Source organism: Sphingomonas sp. (genome assembly GCF_035490575.1).
In the GTDB taxonomy this organism is placed as follows: domain Bacteria; phylum Pseudomonadota; class Alphaproteobacteria; order Sphingomonadales; family Sphingomonadaceae; genus Sphingomonas.
The window spans coordinates 23,752-43,938 of sequence record NZ_DATJLI010000167.1; the positions used below are offsets into that span (position 1 = coordinate 23,752).

A 20,187-nucleotide genomic window follows, 5' to 3' on the forward strand; every position below is an offset into this window, starting at 1 on the left:
GCTCATCGCTCCACGTGCAGCACGGTGCCGCCGACTTCGACGCCGAGCAGCGCGGCGCAATCGGGGTCGAGCGTGACGCCATCGTCGCCGTCCCCGACCTTGCCGAACGCGCAGCGGAAATCGCCCAGCCGCCCGCTGGCGACCAGCCGCGCCTCACCGCCTTCGGCCAGCGACGCGACGGTGGCGCGGCGGGCATCGCGGATGCTTTTCACGGTATCGGTCCGCGCGGTCATGGTCGGCCCGCCGTCGAAGATGTCGATATAGCCGTCGTGGCGGAAACCCTCACCCTCCAGCATCCGCATCGCCGCGCGACCGCTGGGATGTGGCAGGCCGATGGCGGCGCGTGCCGTTTCGGTCAGCATCGCGATATAGATGGCGTGCTTGGGCATCAGGTCGGCGATGAACTGATTGCCGTGCGTGGCATTGAACTGGTCGGCATCCTGAAAGTTCATGCCGAAAAAACGGCCCGCCACGCCGTCCCAGAAGGGCGAGCCGCCCTTCTCATCGATCACGCCGCGCAATTCGGCCAGGATGCGGTCGGCAAAGCGCGCGCGGTGCATGGCGATGAACAGGTATCGGCTGCGCGCCAGTAACATGCCCAAGCCTCCGGCGCGCTCACCGGGATGCAGGAACAGGCCGCCGACCTCGCTCGACCCTTCAAGATCATTGGCCAGGTTAAGGATTTCGGAGCGAAATGTGCGCCCCAGTTCCTCGCTGCGCTTGGTGATGGTGCCGATGCGATAGCTGTAGAAGGGCCAGCGCTGTCCCACCTGCGTGAAAATCTGACAGGTGCCGCGCACGTCGCCCGTCGCGGCGTTTTCCAGCACCAGCACGAACAGGTCATCGCGCAGAATGTCGTCGGTGCGCGCGAACGCCTCGTCACTACGCTCCAGCTTGGCGCGAAGCGCTGGCTTGTCGGGGGGCAGATTGGTGAAGCCGCCGCCGGTCAGCTTTGCCATTTCATACAGCGGTTGCAGGTCCTCGTCGCGCGCGGCGCGGATGCGGAAGGTCATGGGCGGCCCCGCTCGGCGATACGCAGGATGGTCAGCGCCGACAGGGCTGCACGTTCCGGCAGGCTTTCGGGGATAAGGAACTCCTCGCACGAATGAATGGCACCGCCGCGCGCGCCCATCGTGTCGATCACCGGCACGCCGCATGCGGCAATATTGTTGCCGTCGCAGACCCCGCCCGAAAACTGCCACGCGATGGGCAGGCCCAGATCGGCGCCCACGTCGCGCACCAGAGCAAACAGGCGCTCGGCGCCCGCGTCGATCGGCTTTGGCGGGCGATTGAAGCTGCCATGCGCGTCGATGCGGACATCGTGCGCGGCGGCGACATCGCGGATGGCAGTGTCGAGCGCGGCCTGAGCCTCGGCAATCGCAGCGGCATCGCGGGGGCGGAAGTTGACGCGCAGCACGGCATGATTGGGCACGACATTGTTCGGCCCGCCGCCCTCGATCCGGGCCGGATTGACGCTCAACCCCTCACGCCCCGCGCGCGACAGGCGCAGCGCCAGGTCGGCGGCGGCGACGATGGCGTTGCGCCCTTCATGCGGGTTGCGCCCGGCATGGGCGCTGCGCCCGGTGACGACCAGCGCGAAATTGCCCGTGCCGCCGCGTGCGCCGGCCAGCGTGCCGTCCGCCAGTGCGGGTTCGTAGGTCAGCGCCGCCACCTTGCCCCGCGCGGCCCGCGTCAGCAGCGCGGCGGACGCGAAGGAGCCGGTTTCCTCATCCGAATTGATGACGACTTCATAGCCGATCCGCTGAGCGACCGGGCTGGCCTCCACCGCGCGAAGGGCGGCCAGCATCAGCGCCAGCCCCCCCTTCATGTCCGCCGCGCCCGGCGCATTGATCGCGCCATCGGGCCGGATCGTCATCGACTGGAACGGGTGGTCGACGCCGTAAACCGTGTCCATATGGCCGGTAAACAGCATCTGGACCGGCGCGTCGGGCCGAACGGTCAGGTGCAGGTGGCAGCCATGCTCGATGGCGACGATGCGGCCATCGGACTCCACCGCCTCGACCGGGGAAGGCTCGACCATTGCGATGTCGCCGGGCAGCGCGGAAAAGGCACCGGCCAGCGTCGCGCCCATCGCGGTCACGCCGGCGATGTTGCGCGTGCCGGAATTAATCGCACACCACGCCTGAACCTGCTCGCGCATCGGCGCGCCGGCGACATGCTCGACGGCGGCGCGTTCGTGTCCTGTCAGTCTCTCCATGCCGATGGGGTTAGCGTGCCGGGATCGCGCCGTCACCCCCGGCGGCTCGCTGGCATCGGCGCTTCGCCTCTGCTAGCCAGCACGGCGATGGCCAGCGACGTGAACGACCCCCTCGACAATCCACCCATCGGCATCCTCGACGCGCCCTTCGACAGCGCGCTGAGCGAGCGTTACCTCGTCTATGCGATGTCGACGATCACCGCGCGCTCGCTGCCCGACGTTCGCGACGGGTTGAAGCCGGTGCATCGCCGCCTGCTCTGGGCGATGCGCCTGCTGAAACTGGACCCCGCCAGCGGATACAAGAAATGTGCGCGCGTCGTCGGCGACGTGATCGGCAAATATCACCCGCATGGCGACCAGTCGGTCTATGACGCGATGGTGCGGTTGGCGCAGACGTTCGCGCTTCGATATCCGCTGGTCGACGGGCAAGGCAATTTCGGGAATATCGACGGCGATAACGCCGCTGCTTATCGCTATACCGAAGCACGGCTGACGCAGGTCGCGATCGACCTGATGTCCGGGCTGGACGAGGACGCGGTCGATTATCGCCCGACCTATAATGGCGAGGAGCAGGAGCCGGAGCTGTTCCCCGGCATGTTCCCCAATTTGCTGGCGAACGGCGCCGCGGGCATCGCGGTCGGCATGGCGACCAGCATCCCGCCGCACAACGCCGCCGAACTGATTGACGCCGCCATCATGCTGATCGACCAGCCACAGGCTGATGATGCGGCCGTGCTCGGTCATGTGAAGGGACCGGATTTTCCGACCGGCGGTATCGTCGTCGACAGTCCTGCGTCGATCACCGAATCCTATGTTACCGGTCGCGGCGGCTTTCGCGTTCGCGCGCGGCACGTGATCGAACGGGAAAAGGGCGGCGGCTGGAACGCCATCATCACCGAAATCCCCTACGGCGTGCAGAAGGGCAAGTTGATCGAGGCGATCGCCGCGCTGATCAACGACAAGAAGTTTCCGATCCTGGCCGATGTCCGCGACGAATCGGATGCCGAAATCCGAATCGTTCTTGAACCGCGCGCGCGCACCGTCGATCCCGGCACGTTGATGGACGGGCTGTTCCGGCTGACCGATCTGGAAACGCGCGTGCCGCTGAATCTGAACGTCCTCGACCATCAGCGCACGCCGCGCGTGATGAGCCTGCGCGACGCATTGTCGGCGTGGGTCGATCATCAGTTCATCGTCCTGCGCCGCCGGTCGCAGCACCGGCTGGACAAGATCGCCGACCGGATCGAGTTGCTGGGCGGCTATATCATCGCGTTCCTTAACCTGAACCGCGTGATCGAGATCATCCGCACTGAGGATGAACCGAAGCCGGTGATGATCGCCGAATTCGAGCTGACCGATCGTCAGGCAGAGGCGATCCTGAACATGCGGCTGCGTTCACTCCGCCGGCTTGAGGAAATGGAGCTGCGGCGCGAGCGGGATGCACTCGACAAGGAACAGGGCGAATTGCAGGCGCTGCTGGCCAGCGAGGGCAAGCAGCGCACCCGGCTGAAGCGCGACCTGAAAAAGGTTCGCGACCGCTATGGTCCGGAAACCCCCCTGGGCGCGCGGCGCACGACGGTCGAGGAAGCCGCCCCCGCACGCGACATCCCGCTGGAGGCGATGATCGAGCGCGAACCGGTGACGGTCATCGTCTCGCAACGCGGCTGGATCCGCGCGATGAAGGGGCATGTCGATCTGGCATCGACCGAAGCGATGAAGTTCCGCGAGGGCGACGGTGCGCGTTTCGCCTTTCACGCGCAGACCACCGACAAGCTGGTCGTCGCGACCGAAAGCGGCCGTTTCTATACACTGGGCGCCGACAAGCTGCCCGGCGGGCGCGGCTTTGGCGAGCCGATCAGCCTGATGGTCGACCTGGACGGCGGGGCGGGCATCGTCACCGTGATCCGCGCCCTGGGCGCCGATGCGCGGCTGCTGGTCGCCGCCAGCGACGGACGCGGCTTCATCGTGCGCGAGGCCGATGTGCTGGCCGAAACGCGCAAGGGCAAGCAGGTCGTGACACCGCGTGCGGGCGCCGCCTTGAAAGTCGTGCGGCGGATCGAGGCGGGCGACGATTATGTTGCCGCCGCCGGCGACAACCGCAAGCTGGTCGTCTTTCCCATCAGTGAAGTCGCCGAATTGTCGCGGGGGCAGGGCGTGCAGCTCCAGCGGTTCCGCGATGGCGGACTGGCCGATGCGCGGACGTTCCGCTTTGCCGACGGGTTGAGCTGGGCGATGGGGGGCGAACAGGGTCGCGTGCGAACCGAAGCCGACCTGTCGCCATGGCGCGCGGCGCGCGGCGCCGCCGGGCGGACACCGCCGACGGGCTTCCCGCGAAATAATCGTTTCGAATAGTCAACGGACGGCTGCGATCTCAAGGGGGTCTTAACCAATCGCGGTGTAGGTCGTCAGTGATGCAAACGGTCGAAACCCTTGCTGCGCCGGATTCGCTGGGTCGCTGGTTGAGCGGTGATTGCTTGACGGCGGGTCCGCAGGCGAGCGCCCTGCTGCTCGACCTGTTGCCCATACCGGCCGCGATCATAAGCGACACGGGAGCGGGTCTGGCGTTCGAAGCGGTCAATCGCGGATTTCGCAGCGCCGGACTGGGCGTCGTCGCGGCACAATCCCCGCTGGTCCGGTTGCTGGGCGCGCGCATCATCGCCTTTCTGGACAGCGGCGAGCGGATTTCCGAGTTCGACTGGCAATTCGGCGACAGCGTCGATTGCCGTTATTTCAGCGTCCGGCTGGCCCGCCCGCCGGTGCCGGGGCAGGATCATCGCTGCCTGCTGACACTGATCGACCAGACCGGGCAGTTCCGCACCGAACATAGTCTGCGGCGCGAGATGATGACCGACAGCCTGACGGGCTTGCCGAACCGCGCGGGCTTTGCCGACCAGCTGGAAAGCGCGATCGCCAACCGCGCGCGCGACAGCTATGCCGTGCTGGCGATCAATCTCGACCGGTTCAGCCGCGTCAATGCGTGCATGGGCGGCCTGGCGGGCGACGAATTGCTGATTTCGGTCGCGCGGCGGTTGAAAGGGGCGTTGCGCGCCCGTGACACCATCGCACGCGTTGGTGGCGACGAGTTCGCGATCCTGATGGCGATCGAGGAAGGCGCGGCCGAAGTCCTGCAACTGGCCCGCCGATTGGAAAACGCGCTTGCCACGCCGTTCCGCCTGTCCGATTTCGAGATCCGCGTCGATTGCTCGATCGGCATCGCGCTGGGCGCCGACGAACGGGGAGAGGCGGAGGAACTAATCCGCCACGCCCAGTTCGCGGTCAAACGGTCGAAGAAGAGCGGACGCGTCGAGATTTACCAGACGCGGGCCTTCGATCTCGCCCGCGCGAAGTTCAGCATCGAAACCGAATTGCGCCGCGCGATCGATGCAGGCGAGTTGGAGCTTCACCTCCAGCCGATCTGCGACCTGTCGACGGGGCGCATCACTTCGTTCGAGGCGTTGTCGCGCTGGACGAACGAGTGCGGCGTCTCGGTGCCGCCCAGCGATTTCATTCCCGTCGCCGAGGAAGCCGGGCTGATTGTCCCGCTTGGCCGCTGGGCAATGGGTGAGGCGGCGCGCACGCTGGCCGAATGGGACCGCGCGGCGGGCGGTTGCTGCGGCGTTAATGTCGCGGTCAACCTGTCGGCGATCCAGCTACAGCGCGATCAGGTGGCGAACATGGTCGGGCAGGCGCTGGCCACGCACGGACTGGACGGACGCCGCCTGACGCTGGAATTGACCGAAAGCGCGATCGTCGCCGATCCCGACGGCGTGTCGAACACGATCCATGCGCTCAAGGAACTCGGCACGACGCTGGCGATGGACGATTTCGGCACGGGCTATTCGAACCTCGCCTATCTTCAGCGCCTGCCGATCGACGTGCTCAAGATCGATCGCAGTTTCGTGTCGGGGATGCTGGCCGATCGCGACAAGGTGGCGATCGTGCGCGCGATCCTGGGTCTGGCGCAGGCGCTGGGCATGAAGACCACGGCGGAAGGAATTGAGACGCCGGAACTGGCGCAGACGTTGACGGCGCTCGGTTGCGGCTATGGTCAGGGTTATCTCTATGCCCGGCCGCTGCCCGCCGATCAGGCGTTCGGGCTGCTGTCGTCGGTCAACGTCTGAGCCACGGCCTCGTCGACCATCGCTGACAGGCGCGCTTCGTCTGGAAAGCCCTCCGCCACCCATGCATCCTCGATGCGTTTCAGCGTGGCGGCGACCAGCGGCCCTTTTGACACGCCGCGCGCGACCAGCGCACCGCCCGTGATCGGCAGGCGAGGGGGCGTCCAGCCGTCCAGCGCCGCGGCCGAGCGTCCCGCCAGCAACAGCCGGTCGGTCGCGGCATCCACGCCGATGCGATAGGCGAGCGCGCGCGGATCGTCGCCGCGATCGGGCATCGCCGCACTCTCCAGCCGCTTGCGCTGCGCGTTCGACAGCCTCAGCCGTGCGCCGATATCATGGGCGATGCCGGGATCGGCGGGGAGCAGGGCGGCCAGCCGGCGAATGGCGTGCGCGGCGATGCCGCCCGCCTGCTCGTCATCGGCAAGGCGTTTCAGCCGTTCGACGCCATCGGCCTCGATTTCGGGCAGGACGGGCAACAGGATGCCGCGTTCCACCATCAGCGCCACGACGCGCACCGCGTCGCGCACGATCAGCAGTTTGAGCAGTTCGTCGGCGATCCGCTCCCGCGACAATGCCATCAGGTCGCGTGCCCGCGCGGCGCAGGCCGCCAGCCCGTCGGCATCGGCCTGATCGCCGAACCGCGCCATGAAGCGGAAGAAGCGCAGGATGCGAAGATGATCCTCGGCAATGCGCTTGAGCGGATCCCCGATGAAGCGCACGCGTCGCGCCGCCAGATCGTCCAGCCCGCCGAAATAGTCGAACACCGCGCCCGTCGCGGGGTCGGCATAGAGCGCGTTCATCGTGAAATCGCGCCGTGCCGCATCCTCGCGCCAGTCGTCGGTAAAGGCGATGGTCGCGTGCCGTCCGTCGGTCGACACGTCGCGACGCAAGGTCGTCACCTCGACCGGCCCGGATGGCAGGACGGCAGTGATCGTGCCATGCGCCAGCCCGGTTGGCACCGCGCGGATGCCGGCGGCTTCCAGTTGGGCGAGCACGGTTGCGGGCGCAAGCCGTGTCGCCAGGTCGATGTCGGCGACGTCGATCCCCAGCAGCGTGTCGCGCACCGCGCCGCCGACGATGCGTGCCTGTTCCGCGCCGCCCAGCGCCGCGATCAGCGCTGCGAATCCCGCTCGACCAGTCCAGGGCGCGTCTTCGATCGTCACAGGCTGGCCAGCCGGCGCGACAGGTTGACGATCATCGCCGCCGTCGCGCCCCAGATGCGCTGGCCCTGCCAGTTCAGTTCCATCACGCGTCGCGTCTGGCCCTGCCACGCCATGTCACGCCATTCGCGGCTGGCGGGGTCGAGCAGAAAGGACAGCGGCGGTTCAAAAATGTCGGCGACCTCATGCGGGGCGGGGACCAGCGCAAGGTCGGGCGGCACGACCGCCAGCACCGGCGTCACCGAAAAGCCGGTGATCGTGCGATAGGGGTCGGCAATGCCGACCACTTCGACCGCATGGCGAGGCAGGGCGATTTCCTCTTCCGCCTCGCGCAGGGCGGCGTCGATCGCGTCGGCGTCGGTGGGGTCGATGCGGCCGCCGGGAAAGGCGACCTGACCGGCATGGCGCGACAGGCTGTCGGTGCGGCGCGTCAGCAGCACGCCGGGGTCGGCCCGGTCGGTGATCGCCACCAACACCGCCGCCGGAGTGGGGTCGCCGACATGATCGAAAATCGGGTCGCCGGGGATCAGCGGTTCGTCACCGGCGGGCGCGCGGGCGAGTGCCGCCGCCAGCCTTTCGGCCAGCGTCACGCCGCAACCGCGTCGTCGCCCGCGATCGGGAAGAAGGCGCCGTCGCTCCAAAGGCCAGCGGGCGCGCTGCCGTTCGACAGCGCCAGATCGGCCAGTTCGTAATAGACCGCACGCGCGACCAGCGCCTCCAGCCCGCCGCGCACCAGCAGATAGGGGCGCGGCCCATCGTCAGACGCGGCGAAGCGCAAGGGGTGGCTGGAACCGGCGGTGATGAGATCGCCGGTATTCAGCCGGAACGCGATTCGCGCGGCATCGCCGGCACCCTCGACCTTCATTTCAACGGCGGTAAAGGGCGCGTCCTCAACCTCGATATCGAGTTTCTCCACCGGCGTGACCAGTACATAGCCGCCATCCGGCTCACGCCGCAGGATGGTGGAGAACAGCCGCACCATTTCCTGCCGCCCGATCGCGCTGCCCTGGTGAAACCAGGTGCCGTCGCGCGCGATCCGCATTTCGCTGTCCCCGCAATGATCGGGGTTCCATTTGTCGACGGGCGGCAGCTTGTTTTGTTCGGCAAGGCGGGCAATGTCGGCAAGGGACAGGCTGGACAGGTCAGGTTGCGTTGGCATCGGCATGATCGGATCGCGTTAGGGTCGGCGATGCGCGATTGGCAAGCGGGAACGCGTCGAAACGGGATGGGCAGTAAAGGTCAACTTGTTCGACAAAAGGGTTTGCGCCGCGTTATGCACGTCGAACGACTCACTTCTGGGAGGGGGGAGAGCCTTTTTGACGGTGCTGAATCTCGACGCTTTTCTGCCGTATCGCCTGTCGATTGCTTCCAACGTGGTGTCGACCGCGATCGCGACAATCTATCAATCCATGTTCGGGCTGCGCGTGCCCGAATGGCGGCTGGTCTGTGTGCTGGCGGAGGGCAAGGGGCTGACCCAGCAGGCGCTGGGAATGCGAACCCAAATGGACAAGGTGACGGTCAGTCGCGCCGCCATTGCACTGGCCGAACGGGGCCTGGTCGAACGTGTGCCGAACCCCGGCGACCAGCGATCGCGCGTGCTGAACCTGACCGAATCGGGTCGCGCGCTTTACGACGTGGTGGCGCCCAAGGCGCTGGAGATGGAACGCGCGCTGTTTGCAGGGTTCGACAGCAAGGAGCGCGAGCAGCTGAACGACATGCTCGTGCGGCTGGAACAGGCGGTCGCCAGTCTGGCGCCGCGGTCGAAGGAGCGACCGGGTGTTCCTGCCGAATAGCCATTGGAACTTGATCGCGGCGGCGCGGCGTGCAGTATCGGCCGCGTCCTCCCCAGGCACGATGAACCGACCCGTTTATACCGAGCCGCTGTTGCACCAGCATCGGCTGCGGGCGGAGGCGGCGGGCTAGGCCGGTTTCACCAGCGTCACTTGCGCGACGGTGATGCCGCCGCCGCGAAAGCCGCCCTCGCAATACATCAGATAATAACGCCACAGATCGCGAAACGCGGTGTCGAGATCGGCGGGCAGCCGCCCCTCGGCATCGGCACGGTCGAACGCGCGGCGCCAGCGGTTCAGCGTCTCGGCATAATCGAGGCCGAAAGCCACCCGGTCATGCCATTCCAGCCCCTGACGCCCGGCGATCGCGCGAAACCGGCTTTCGGAGAGCAACAGGCCGCCGGGAAAGACATATTGCTGGATGAAATCGACGTTGCGGGCATAGGCGTCGAAAATCGCGTCGTCGATGGCGATATACTGGATCGCCGCGCGCCCACCCGGTTTCAGCACGCGCGCAACGGTGGCGAGATAAGCAGGCCAATAAGCCTGTCCTACCGCTTCCACCATTTCGATGCTGGCGACCGCGTCATAAGTGCCGGTCGCATCGCGATAATCGGTCAGCGACACGTCGACGCCCGGTAGTGACAGCGCGTTCACATGCGCCGCCTGCTCGGTCGACAACGTCAGGCCGTGGACCTGCCGCCCGCCGTCGCTGGCGATGCGCGCGAACGAACCCCAGCCGCAGCCGATTTCCAATATCCGCTCGCCGGGCCGGGTCGCGGTGCGATCGAGAATGGCCGACAGCTTGCGGTACTGCGCGCGCGCCAGCGGCTCACCGGCTTCGGCAAAGAGCGCGCTGGAATAGGTCAGCGTGGGATCCAGCCATGCGGCATAGAAGTCATTGCCGAGGTCATAGTGATAGGCGATGTTCGCCCGCGATCCGTCGGGGTCGTTGCGCCGCGCCAGATGCGCCAGTCGCCGGGCAAGGCGCGACCATGGCCGCGCCCGCGCCGTGTCGCCCAGCCCCGCGCGATTGGCGACGAACAGTTCGAACAGCGCCACGGGATCGGGGCTGGCCCATTCGCCCGCCGCCCATGCCTCATACCAGCCCGCCGATCCTCCGGTCGCCAGCCGATACAGCGCCCGCCAGGAACGCAGGTCCACCACCGCCGCCGCACCGGGTGCCCGCCCGCCCAGACGCCGCCGCGCGCCGCCGGGCAGCGTCGCGTCTAGCGATCCCGTCGCCAGCCCCCGGTCGATCCGGTCGAGCAGCCGCACGAACAGCCGGTCGAACATGGCGAGGATGCCTGCCCTGACTTCACCCGTGCGTCGTCCGCGATTGCGCGCCATTTCCGTCATCGGCGCCTCCTTTGGCATCGCGATCCAAAATGGCAATCACTTCATCGCCTTGGCCGCCTCCAGCGCGCGGGCGCGCGCTTCCCGGTGGCCGATGATCTTGCAGGGATAATCGCGCGGGCGGCACCCGGCTTCCTCCGGGTCATGGATCGCCGCGTCGTCCACATCGCGCAATTCGGGCACCCAGTGGCGAATGTAATCGGCGGCGTCGAACTTTTCCGACTGGGTGAGCGGCGCCATGATGCGGACGAACATGTTCGAATCGATGCCGGACCCCGCCGTCCACTGCCAGTTGACCGCGTTCGATGCGTAATCGGCATCGACCAGACAGTCCCAGAACCAGCGCTCTCCCTCTCGCCAGTCGATCAGCAGGTGCTTGATGAGGAAGCTGGCCGTAATCATCCGCACCCGGTTGTGCATCCAGCCGGTCGCCCACAACTGCCGCATCCCGGCATCGACGATCGGATAGCCGGTGCGCCCCTGCTGCCATGCACGCAGTTCGTCCGCGACCCCCTTGCCGCTGCGCCAATTCAGCTTGTCGAACGCGTCGCGCGCGTTTTCCGTGGCGTAGGCGGGGTATTGCAGGATGACGTTCTGGGCATAGTCGCGCCAGCCCAGCTCGCCCAGGAACGTTGCGACCGATCCCCCGACATAGGCGGTGCGGTGCCATGCCTGCGCCGCCGACAACTCGCCGAAATGCAGGTGGGGCGACAGGCGCGAGCTTCCCTCGATCGAGGGAAGGTTGCGCTCCGCCTCATACGCGTCGGCGTGGCGGCGAAATGCCTCCAGCCGTTTCTTCGCGCCCGCCTCGCCGGGTTCCCAATCCTCGAACCCCCCGGCCCAGTTGGGGCGCGTGGGCAGCAAGGCCCAGTCGGCCAGTCTGTCCGACGCGGGCCATCTGCCGGGCACTGGTATGTCGCGCGGGCGGGGGTGGGGTTCGGGTGGCGGCATATGGTTTTTCAGCGCACGCCAGAAGGGGGTGTATATCTTGAACGGATTGCCGCTGCCGGTCGTCACCGATCCCGGCGGCGCGAGATAATTGTCGTGGTGACAGTTGAGGTCGAGCCGCTTTGCCACCGCCCGTTCGGCATTGCGCCACCAGGGTTCGTAATGGCGGATGCAATGCACCGCCGATGCCCCCGTTTCCTCGGCCAGCCGGGCGAGTTCCTCATCCGACCGGCCCCGGCGCAGGATCAGGCGCGATCCCTTGTCACGCAGATCGGCGTCCAGGCTGGTCAGGCTGTGGTGCAGCCACCAACGCGACGCGCCGCCCATCGCGTGATGCCTGGGCGCGTCATCGTCGAGGATGTAGACCGGGATGACCGGACCTTCACGGCAGGCAGCAGCAAGCGAGGCCTGATCCGACAGGCGCAGGTCGCGGCGGAACCAGACAATGACGGGATCGGGCATCTGGACCTTTCGATTTGCGGACGCGCAAGCGACGCGCGGTGCCCTAAACCGTTCCGCGTGCGACCGGGATAGGGCCAAGGGCGGTATCGCCCAGCATCGCCGCGCCCAGCGTCAGGATCGACGCGACATGGCGCTGCGCCACCTCGGTCGCATCATGCCCGTAACCGCCACCCAGCGCGCTGGCGACCGGCAGGCTGCGCGAACGAGCGAGGCGCGCGATCAGCCGTTCCCGCTCCGCCAGTCCGTCCAGCGTCAGCGACAATCGCCCCAGCCGGTCGCCGGCAAAGGGGTCGACGCCCGCCTGATACAGGATCAGGTCGGGCGCGAAGCCGTCGATCATCGGCGCCAGCGTCGATTCCAGCGTGGCGAGATATTCGGCGTCCTCGACCCCGTCGGGCAGCGCCACGTCCAGTGTCGAGCGGGCCTTGCGCGCCGGAAAATTCTTGTCAGCGTGAATGGAATAGGTGGCGATGTCGTGCCGCCCCGCCGTCAGCGACGCGGTGCCGTCGCCCTGATGCACGTCGCAATCGACGATCAGCACGCGGCCAACCACGCCTTCCTCCACCAGCCGGATGGCGGCGCAGGCCAGGTCGTTGAACACGCAGTAACCGGCGCCCGTCGCAGCCAGCGCATGGTGGCTGCCGCCCGCGGTATTGGCGGCATAGCCATGGTCGAGCGCCAGCAGCGCCGCCAGCCAGGTGCCGCCCGGCACCGCCTGTGCCCGCCGGGCCACCAGCGGCGTCACGGGAAAACCGATGCGCCGTTCCTTGGCCGGCGGCACGCGCGCCTCGATCACTTCGGCGACATATTCCGGCTCATGCGCGGCCTCCAGCCACGCGCGCGGCATCGGTTCGGGGGTGTGCCAGGCCAGCCGCGCGCCGCTGTCGATCAGCAGGTCGCGCACCAACCCGTTCTTGTTCCATTGATAACCGCTGCGCGCGGGCGCGAGGGCGACATAATCGGCGTGGTGGACAATCGGGATCACACCCCCCTAGTTAGGGCGAAACCTTCCCCATCGCCATTGTCCGGAGCGTGCCCCCATGTCCGCGTTCGCCGATCTTCCCTACCGCCCCTGCGCCGGTGTCATGCTGGTCAACCGTGACGGCCGCGTGTTCGTCGGCCAGCGCCTCGATTCAGTGCTGGAGGCGTGGCAGATGCCGCAAGGGGGGATCGACGATGGCGAGGCGCCGATCGACGCCGCCGTCCGCGAACTGGGGGAGGAAGCGGGCATCGCCCCACATCTGGTCGAACTGGTGGCGCAGGCGGGTGAGGAACTGACCTATGACCTGCCCGACGACCTGATCGGCAAGGTGTGGAAGGGCAAATGGCGCGGCCAGCGCCAGCGCTGGTTCCTGTTCCGCTTTCTGGGCGAGGACAGCGATGTGAACATCAAAACCGCCGAGCCGGAGTTTCGCGCGTGGCGCTGGATCGAACCGGCCGAACTTCCCGAGATGATCGTGCCGTTCAAGCGCGAACTCTATCAGCGGCTGCTCGATATCTTCGCCGAATCGCTCCCCGCGCGCGACGGGGCGGTTCGCTGAACGGGGCGCCTTGCCCTAGCGTCATTCTGTCGCCGCGATTTGCCGGATAATGCCCTTCATGCTCCAGTCCTTTCCCCTTGTGGCCGTGGCGATCGTGTCGGGCGACGATCCGATCCAGCAGGCCCAGCCCGTGACGATTCCCGTCGAGTTGAAGGCGATGCTCGACGCCGCCATCTCCGGCGGAAACGAGGGGGAGGTCGATACGCTGGTCAAATATGCCAATGCGGCCAAAATCCCCGCCGCGCCGGCGATGCAGCGCATCGCGCAGGCGTGGAAGAACGACCGATATGCCAGCGCGCAGACCCGGCTTCGCGAAGCCGATTTCCTGTCGCTCATCAAGGGACGGGCCGAAATTGCCGGGTTCCAGACCGCCGGCAACTCGGACAATATCGGCGTGTCGGGCAAGCTGGACATCACGCGCGAAGGCCTGCGTTGGCGTCACCGGTGGATGTTGCAGGCCGATTATCAGGAAAGTTTCAACGTCGTCTCGCGCGAACGCTACCTCGCGGCCTATGAACCCAATTACAAGGTCGACGACCGGCTGTATTTCTATGGCGCGGCGCAGTTCGAAGCCGACCGCTTCCTTGGCTATACCAGCCGTTATTCGGCATCGGTCGGTGCCGGTTACACGGTGATCCGGCGAACGGGCATGAACCTTGAGCTGGAGCTTGGCCCGGCATTCCGGCGCACCGATTTCACCGACCAGACGCTGGAAAACAACGTCGCCGCGCGCGGATCGGTCGATTTCGACTGGCAGATCAGCCCGCGCCTGTCGTTCCGGCAGGATGCGTCGCTCTATCTGCAATCGGCGAACAGCACGGTGGCGAGCACGACCGCGCTCAGCGCGCAGGTGCTGGGACCGCTCCAGATGCAGCTATCCTACGTCATCCAATATGAATCGCGCCCACCGGAGGGGCGGGTCAGCACCGACACGACCAGCCGCGCGTCGCTGGTCTATGCGTTTTAGGGGGCGCAACAAAAAAGGCGGCCCGGATCGAATCGGACCGCCCTTTTCATGCCGTCAGCAGCGATCAGGCCGCCAGTTTTCGAAGCACATATTGCAGGATGCCGCCGTTCAGGAAATATTCCAGTTCGTTGGCGGTATCGATGCGGCACTTGGTCATGAAGGTTTCGGTCGAGCCGTCGGCGCGGGTCATCTCGACCTCGACATCCTGACGCGGTTTCAGCGTGGCGACGCCGCGGATCGTGAACGTCTCGTCGCCGGTCAGGCCCAGCGTCTGGCGCGTCACGCCGTCGGCGAACACCAGCGGCAGCACGCCCATGCCGACCAGGTTCGAGCGGTGGATACGCTCGAAGCTCTCGGTGATGACCGCGCGCACGCCCAGCAGGTTGGTGCCCTTCGCCGCCCAGTCGCGCGACGATCCGGTGCCATATTCCTTGCCGCCGATGACGACCAGCGGCGTGCCGTCGGCCTTGTGGCGCATTGCCGCGTCATAGATCGGCATGACGTCGGCGCCATAGCGGGTCATGCCGCCCTCGATGCCGGGCACCATTTCGTTCTTGATGCGGATGTTGGCGAAGGTGCCGCGCATCATCACGTCATGATGGCCGCGACGCGCGCCATAGCTGTTGAAATCGGTGCGCGTGACGCCGTGTTCCATCAACCATGCGCCCGCCGGGCTGTCGGCCTTGATCGAGCCGGCGGGGCTGATGTGATCGGTGGTGATCGAATCGCCCAGGATCGCCAGCGGCTTTGCCGACACGATGTCATCGGTCGCGGCGGGGGTCATCTCCATGCCCTCGAAATAGGGCGGGTTGGCGATATAGGTCGATTCAGGCGGCCACGCATAGGTGTCCGACCCCTCGACGCTGATCCCCGCCCAGTGACGGTCGCCGGCATAGACATTGGCGTAGCGCGAACGGAACATCTCGTCGTCGATGTTCGCGTCCATCACGCTGCGGATTTCGTCGTTGGTGGGCCACACGTCCTTGAGGAACACGGGGCCATCGGTGCCTTCGCCCAGCGGGGTGGCGTAAATGTCCTCGGTCACGGTGCCCTTCAGCGCATAGGCGACGACCAGCGGCGGCGATGCAAGGAAATTGGCGCGCACGTCCGGGCTGACGCGGCCCTCGAAGTTGCGGTTGCCCGACAGGACCGATGCCGCGACAATGTCGTTGCCGTTGATCGCGGCCGAAATCGGCTCCGCCAGCGGACCCGAATTGCCGATGCAGGTGGTGCAGCCATAGCCGACCAGGTTGAAGCCGACCGCGTCGAGATCAGCGCTCAGCCCGGCCTTGTCCAGATAGTCGGTGACGACCTGGCTGCCCGGCGCCAGTGAGGTCTTGACCCATGGCTTGGGCTTGATGCCCAGCGCGCGCGCCTTGCGGGCGACCAGACCGGCGGCGACCAGCACCGAGGGGTTCGACGTGTTGGTGCAGCTGGTGATCGCGGCGATAACGACATCGCCGTCGCCGATGTCGTGATCCTTGCCCTCCACGGCGACGCGAACGGGCGCGTCCTTTTTGTAGACGCTGGCAAGATCGCCATTGAAGCTGTCGTCCACGTCGGTCAGCGGCACGCGGTCCTGCGGGCGCTTCGGCCCGGCCAGGCTGGGGACGACGGTGCCCATGTCGAGTTCGAGCGTGTCGGTGAACACGGGGTCGGCGGCATCGTCATCGCGCCAGAAGCCGTTGGCCTTGGCATAGGCTTCGACCAGCGCGATATTTTCTTCCGAACGTGCGGTCAGGCGCATGTAATCGAGCGTGCGGTCGTCCACGGGGAAGAAGCCGCACGTCGCGCCATATTCAGGCGCCATGTTGGCGATCGTCGCACGGTCCGCCAGGCTCATCGAGGCAAGGCCGGGACCATAGAATTCGACGAAGCGGCCGACCACGCCCTTGGCGCGCAGCATCTGGGTGACGGTCAGCACCAGGTCGGTGGCGGTGATGCCCTCGGCCAGCTTGCCGGTCAGCTTGAAGCCGACGACCTCGGGGATCAGCATCGACACCGGCTGACCCAGCATCGCGGCTTCCGCCTCAATACCGCCCACGCCCCAGCCCAGCACGCCCAGGCCATTGACCATGGTGGTGTGGCTGTCGGTGCCGACCAGCGTGTCGGGATAGGCGATCATGCCCGACCCGTCGGTCGATTCCGACGACCAGATCGCCTGCGCGACATATTCAAGGTTCACCTGATGGCAGATGCCGGTCCCCGGCGGCACGACCTTGAAATTGTCGAGCGCCTTGGAACCCCATTTCAGGAACTCGTAACGCTCGGCATTGCGCTGATATTCGATTTCGACGTTCTGCTCGAACGCCTTGGGCGTGCCGAACTCATCCACCATGACCGAATGGTCGATGACGAGGTGGACGGGCACCTGCGGATTGATCTTGGCCGGGTCGCCGCCCAGCGACGTGATCGCATCGCGCATCGCGGCCAGATCGACGACGCATGGCACGCCGGTGAAATCCTGCATCAGCACGCGCGCGGGGCGATACTGGATCTCGCGGGTCGAGCGGCGTTCCTTCTGCCAATCGACCACGGCCTGTGCGTCGTCGGCGGTGACGGTGGCGCCATCCTCGAACCGCAGCATGTTTTCCAGCAGGACCTTCATCGAGAAAGGCAGGCGGCTGACATCGCCCAGCTTTTCCGCCGCCTTGGCGAGGCTGTAGTAATGATAGGTCTTGCCGGCGACCTGAAGCTGGTCGCGGGTGCCCAGGGTGTCGTTGCCGATGGCGGTCATAATGGCCCTTCCGGTCTGGCCGGTCGCGGCGGGGAGGCGGCGGGAGCCGCGCGGGCGCGCCCGGCATTGTTGCGAATGCGAAGATTCGTTGGCGGCCTTAGCAAGCGGCCGGGGGATGGGGAAGGGGGACGTTCGATTGGCGGCCGGGCGCGCCCGACATGCAACGCGGGCCATCGGAACCCTCCGTGTGTTCAGATTGTTTCGCGTGCGTCAATCCCGCGTTTCGACCGGGGTAATAAGGGGAAATCATGGCTTCGGGTGATATCGGTTCGGGTGACTTGGCGCGCGTGGCGCGATCGACCCTGGTCGTCATGCTGATCGTCGGGCTGGCGATGTTGACGGTCCAGTTTTCGTTCGTGTTCCTGCTGATCTTTTCGGCGGTGCTGGTCGCGACCCTGATCCGCGCGGCGGGCTGGCCGTTCCGGCGGGTTGGCATGAAGGACACGCCATCGGTCTTTCTGGGCCTGCTCCTGATCCTGGTCGTCCTTGGCCTGTGCGGATGGTTGTTCGGCGCGCAACTGACCGAACAGTTCACCGAAGTGGCGTCGCAATTGCCGCAGGCGTTCGAACAGGCGCGGTCGCTGGCGGAACAGGTGCCCTTTCTGAACAGCTTTCTGTCGGGCACGCCGGACATTCAGAGCATGATGGGCCGTGCGGTGTCGTTCGCGTTCGGCGCGGTCGGGGCGATCACCAATCTGGTGCTGGTGATCGTCGCCGCGATCTATTTCGCGCTCGACCCCGGCCTCTACACGCGCGGCGTGGAAAAGCTGTTCCCCAAGTCGGAAGGCGCGCGCGTTCGCGAGGCGCTGTCGGCCAGCGGCCAGGCACTGAACCAGTGGCTGATCGCGCAGTTCGCGACGATGCTGATCGTCGGGTTCCTGATCTGGGGCGGGCTGTCGATGGTCGGCGTGCCCTCGGCGGCGGCACTGGGGGTCATTTCGGGCCTGACCAACTTCATTCCCCTGATCGGCCCGTTCATCGGCGCGGCGCCGGGCATATTGCTGGCGCTGGCGCAGGGGTCGGACGCGATCCTGTGGACGATCGTCGTCTATGTCATCGCGCAGCAGCTCGAAGGCAATGTGCTGACGCCGATGATCCAGAAATATGCGGTGTCGATCCCGCCTGCGGTGCTGCTGTTCGCACTGGCGGCGCTGGGCAGCCTGTTCGGGATGATCGGCGTTATCGTGGCAGCGCCGCTGGCAGTGGTCATCTATGTGCTGATTACGCTGCTGTGGGTCCGCGACACGCTGGGCCACGAGGCCGACATTGCCGAGATCGACGCGCCGCCGCCGCCCGACAGCAACGCGCCCGAAGGGAGCAAGCAGGGCCACTGACCCTTTACGCCCGCGCCCCTACGCGGCATGAACGCCCGATGTTGTGCCGTGCGCCCCGACTGCGCGCGGTTTCACCGGAGATGGGAATGCGTGGATGGTGGTTGGCCCTGATGCTCGGGTCGGCAAGCGTGACGGCAATGGCGGCTGAGCCAGTGGCACAGGCGCAGGTCGGGCACGAAGCGGCAAAGGCGGGCACGCTCGATTTCGAACGCGTGATGGCGGGCGGGCTGACCGGCAGCGGCGGGCGTCCGCCGCGCCTGTCGCCCGACGGCAAGCTGCTGACCCAGCTCCGCGCGCGTGATGGCGAGCCGAACCGGCTGGACCTGTGGGCGCAGGATCTGGCGACGGGTCAGTGGCGGATGCTGGTCGATTCGAAAAAGGTCGGCACCGGCGCCGAATTATCCGAGGCCGAGAAGATGCAGCGCGAACGCGCGCGCATCGGCGGCACGCGCGGGATCGTCAGCTATGACTGGGCGCCCGATGGCCGCTCGATCCTCGTCCCGCTGGACGGCGACCTGTATCTGGCGACGCTGGACGGCAATGTCCGCCGCCTGACTGAGAGCGAAGCGGGCGAACTGAACCCCGCCATCAGCCCGGCGGGTCGCTATATCAGCTTCGTCCGCGATCAGAATCTGTGGGTGCAGCCGCTGTCGGGCGGCGAGGCGCGCGCCGTGACGCAAGGGGGCGGGGGCACCGTCCACTGGGGCGAGGCGGAGTTCGTCGCGCAGGAGGAAATGGGCCGCTCCACCGGTTACTGGTGGGCGCCGGGCGATACCCGCGTGGCCGTTGCCCGCTTCGACGAAGCGCCGGTTCGCGTGCTGACCCGCGCGGCGATCGCGGCAGAGGGGACGCGGCTGTATGAACAGCGTTATCCGCTGGCGGGCACGCCCAATGTCGCGATCGAACTGTATGTGATGGCCCCCGACGGATCGGGCCGGGTCAAGGTCGATCTGGGCAGCGACCCCGACATCTATCTCGCACGCGTCGACTGGAGCGCGGACGGCAAGACGCTCTACGTCCAGCGCCAGAACCGCGAGCAGACGGTGCTGGACATGTTGGCCGTCGATCCCGCGACCGGCCGATCGCGCGTGCTGTTCAGCGAAAAAGCGGCTGCGAAGAGCTGGATCAACCTGTCGGACAATTTCCATGCGCTGGAGGATGGCAGCATCCTTTGGTGGTCGGAACGCGACGGCAATGCACATCTTTATCGGTTCGCAAACGGGCGCTGGACGCAACTGACCGAGGGCGACTGGGAAGTCGCGGACGTGATCGGCGTCGATGAAGCCAAGGACCGCGTTTACTTCACCGCCAACAAGGACGGAGTGCTGGAACGCCACGCTTATGCCGCGCCGCTGACGCGCCCGGGCGCGGTTACTCGGCTGACCGAGGCAGGATACTGGAACAGCGCGGTGATGGACGGCGCGGCCAGCCGCCTGATCGTCACGCGCTCCAGCCCGACCCAGCCGACGCAAAGCTATCTGGCCGATGCGGCGGGCAAGCGGCTGCAATGGCTGGACGAAAACGCGCTTGGGGAGGGGCACCCCTATGCGCCGTTC

Annotated in this window: 16 protein-coding genes; 7 read left to right on the forward strand and 9 right to left on the reverse strand. The window is 66.6% G+C overall.

Annotated features, from left to right (window positions below; translation table 11 throughout):
- Nucleotides 1–2: 2 nt before the first annotated feature.
- The gene (locus VL973_RS12725; protein ID WP_325284399.1) at nt 3–1,013 is read right to left on the reverse strand and encodes an arginine N-succinyltransferase; all 1,011 of its coding nucleotides are present in this window, start codon (nt 1,011–1,013) and stop codon (nt 3–5) included.
- Nucleotides 1,010–2,218, reverse strand: a complete 1,209-nt coding sequence (locus VL973_RS12730; RefSeq protein WP_325284400.1) for a hydrolase — start codon at nt 2,216–2,218, stop codon at nt 1,010–1,012. The genes VL973_RS12725 and VL973_RS12730 overlap by 4 nt, the downstream gene beginning before the upstream one ends.
- 87 nt (nt 2,219–2,305) lie before the next feature.
- Between VL973_RS12730 and parC the strand changes: the two genes are divergently transcribed.
- The gene (gene parC / locus VL973_RS12735) at nt 2,306–4,570 is read left to right on the forward strand and encodes a DNA topoisomerase IV subunit A (RefSeq protein WP_325284401.1); all 2,265 of its coding nucleotides are present in this window, start codon (nt 2,306–2,308) and stop codon (nt 4,568–4,570) included.
- Between the two features lie 122 nt (nt 4,571–4,692).
- Nucleotides 4,693–6,339, forward strand: a complete 1,647-nt coding sequence (locus VL973_RS12740) for a putative bifunctional diguanylate cyclase/phosphodiesterase (RefSeq protein ID WP_325284402.1) — start codon at nt 4,693–4,695, stop codon at nt 6,337–6,339.
- On the opposite strand, the gene VL973_RS12745 is transcribed toward VL973_RS12740, so the two are convergent.
- The 3 genes from VL973_RS12745 to VL973_RS12755 are packed head-to-tail and all read right to left on the reverse strand — an operon-like array spanning nt 6,303 to nt 8,661.
- Nucleotides 6,303–7,499, reverse strand: coding sequence for a CCA tRNA nucleotidyltransferase (locus VL973_RS12745; protein ID WP_325284403.1), 1,197 nt, complete (start codon nt 7,497–7,499; stop codon nt 6,303–6,305). The two genes, VL973_RS12740 and VL973_RS12745, sit on opposite strands and share 37 nt — an antisense overlap.
- On the reverse strand, nt 7,496–8,086 hold the full coding sequence (locus VL973_RS12750) for a CoA pyrophosphatase (protein WP_325284404.1): 591 nt from the start codon (nt 8,084–8,086) through the stop codon (nt 7,496–7,498). The genes VL973_RS12745 and VL973_RS12750 overlap by 4 nt, the downstream gene beginning before the upstream one ends.
- Complete coding sequence (locus VL973_RS12755) at nt 8,083–8,661, reverse strand: DUF1285 domain-containing protein (RefSeq protein ID WP_325284405.1); 579 nt, start codon at nt 8,659–8,661, stop codon at nt 8,083–8,085. The genes VL973_RS12750 and VL973_RS12755 overlap by 4 nt, the downstream gene beginning before the upstream one ends.
- A 151-nt stretch (nt 8,662–8,812) precedes the next feature.
- Here VL973_RS12755 and VL973_RS12760 point away from each other — a divergent pair, with 151 nt between their 5' ends.
- A complete protein-coding gene (locus VL973_RS12760; protein WP_325284406.1) occupies nt 8,813–9,289 on the forward strand; it encodes a MarR family winged helix-turn-helix transcriptional regulator in 477 nt (158 codons plus the stop codon).
- 126 nt (nt 9,290–9,415) lie between these two features.
- Here VL973_RS12760 and VL973_RS12765 read toward each other — a convergent pair whose 3' ends face one another.
- From VL973_RS12765 to VL973_RS12775, 3 genes are read right to left on the reverse strand one after another with little or no spacing between them, the layout of a single operon-like run.
- On the reverse strand, nt 9,416–10,636 hold the full coding sequence (locus tag VL973_RS12765) for a cyclopropane-fatty-acyl-phospholipid synthase family protein (protein WP_325284415.1): 1,221 nt from the start codon (nt 10,634–10,636) through the stop codon (nt 9,416–9,418).
- A gap of 45 nt (nt 10,637–10,681) precedes the next feature.
- Complete coding sequence (locus tag VL973_RS12770; protein ID WP_325284407.1) at nt 10,682–12,052, reverse strand: cryptochrome/photolyase family protein; 1,371 nt, start codon at nt 12,050–12,052, stop codon at nt 10,682–10,684.
- A 43-nt stretch (nt 12,053–12,095) separates the two neighbouring features.
- A complete protein-coding gene (locus tag VL973_RS12775) occupies nt 12,096–13,037 on the reverse strand; it encodes a histone deacetylase family protein (protein ID WP_325284408.1) in 942 nt (313 codons plus the stop codon).
- Nucleotides 13,038–13,092: 55 nt separating this feature from the next.
- On the opposite strand from VL973_RS12775, the gene VL973_RS12780 reads away from it, so the two are divergent.
- Both VL973_RS12780 and VL973_RS12785 read left to right on the forward strand, forming a co-directional pair.
- On the forward strand, nt 13,093–13,593 hold the full coding sequence (locus tag VL973_RS12780; RefSeq protein ID WP_325284409.1) for an RNA pyrophosphohydrolase: 501 nt from the start codon (nt 13,093–13,095) through the stop codon (nt 13,591–13,593).
- Between the two features lie 58 nt (nt 13,594–13,651).
- Nucleotides 13,652–14,560, forward strand: a complete 909-nt coding sequence (locus VL973_RS12785; protein WP_325284410.1) for a DUF481 domain-containing protein — start codon at nt 13,652–13,654, stop codon at nt 14,558–14,560.
- Between the two features lie 64 nt (nt 14,561–14,624).
- Here VL973_RS12785 and acnA read toward each other — a convergent pair whose 3' ends face one another.
- A complete protein-coding gene (gene acnA, locus VL973_RS12790; protein WP_325284411.1) occupies nt 14,625–17,297 on the reverse strand; it encodes an aconitate hydratase AcnA in 2,673 nt (890 codons plus the stop codon).
- Between the two features lie 248 nt (nt 17,298–17,545).
- Here acnA and VL973_RS12795 point away from each other — a divergent pair, with 248 nt between their 5' ends.
- The gene (locus tag VL973_RS12795; RefSeq protein ID WP_325284412.1) at nt 17,546–18,631 is read left to right on the forward strand and encodes an AI-2E family transporter; all 1,086 of its coding nucleotides are present in this window, start codon (nt 17,546–17,548) and stop codon (nt 18,629–18,631) included.
- An 86-nt stretch (nt 18,632–18,717) separates the two neighbouring features.
- A partial coding sequence (locus tag VL973_RS12800; RefSeq protein ID WP_414712245.1) for a DPP IV N-terminal domain-containing protein occupies nt 18,718–20,187 on the forward strand: 1,470 nt, incomplete at its 3' end.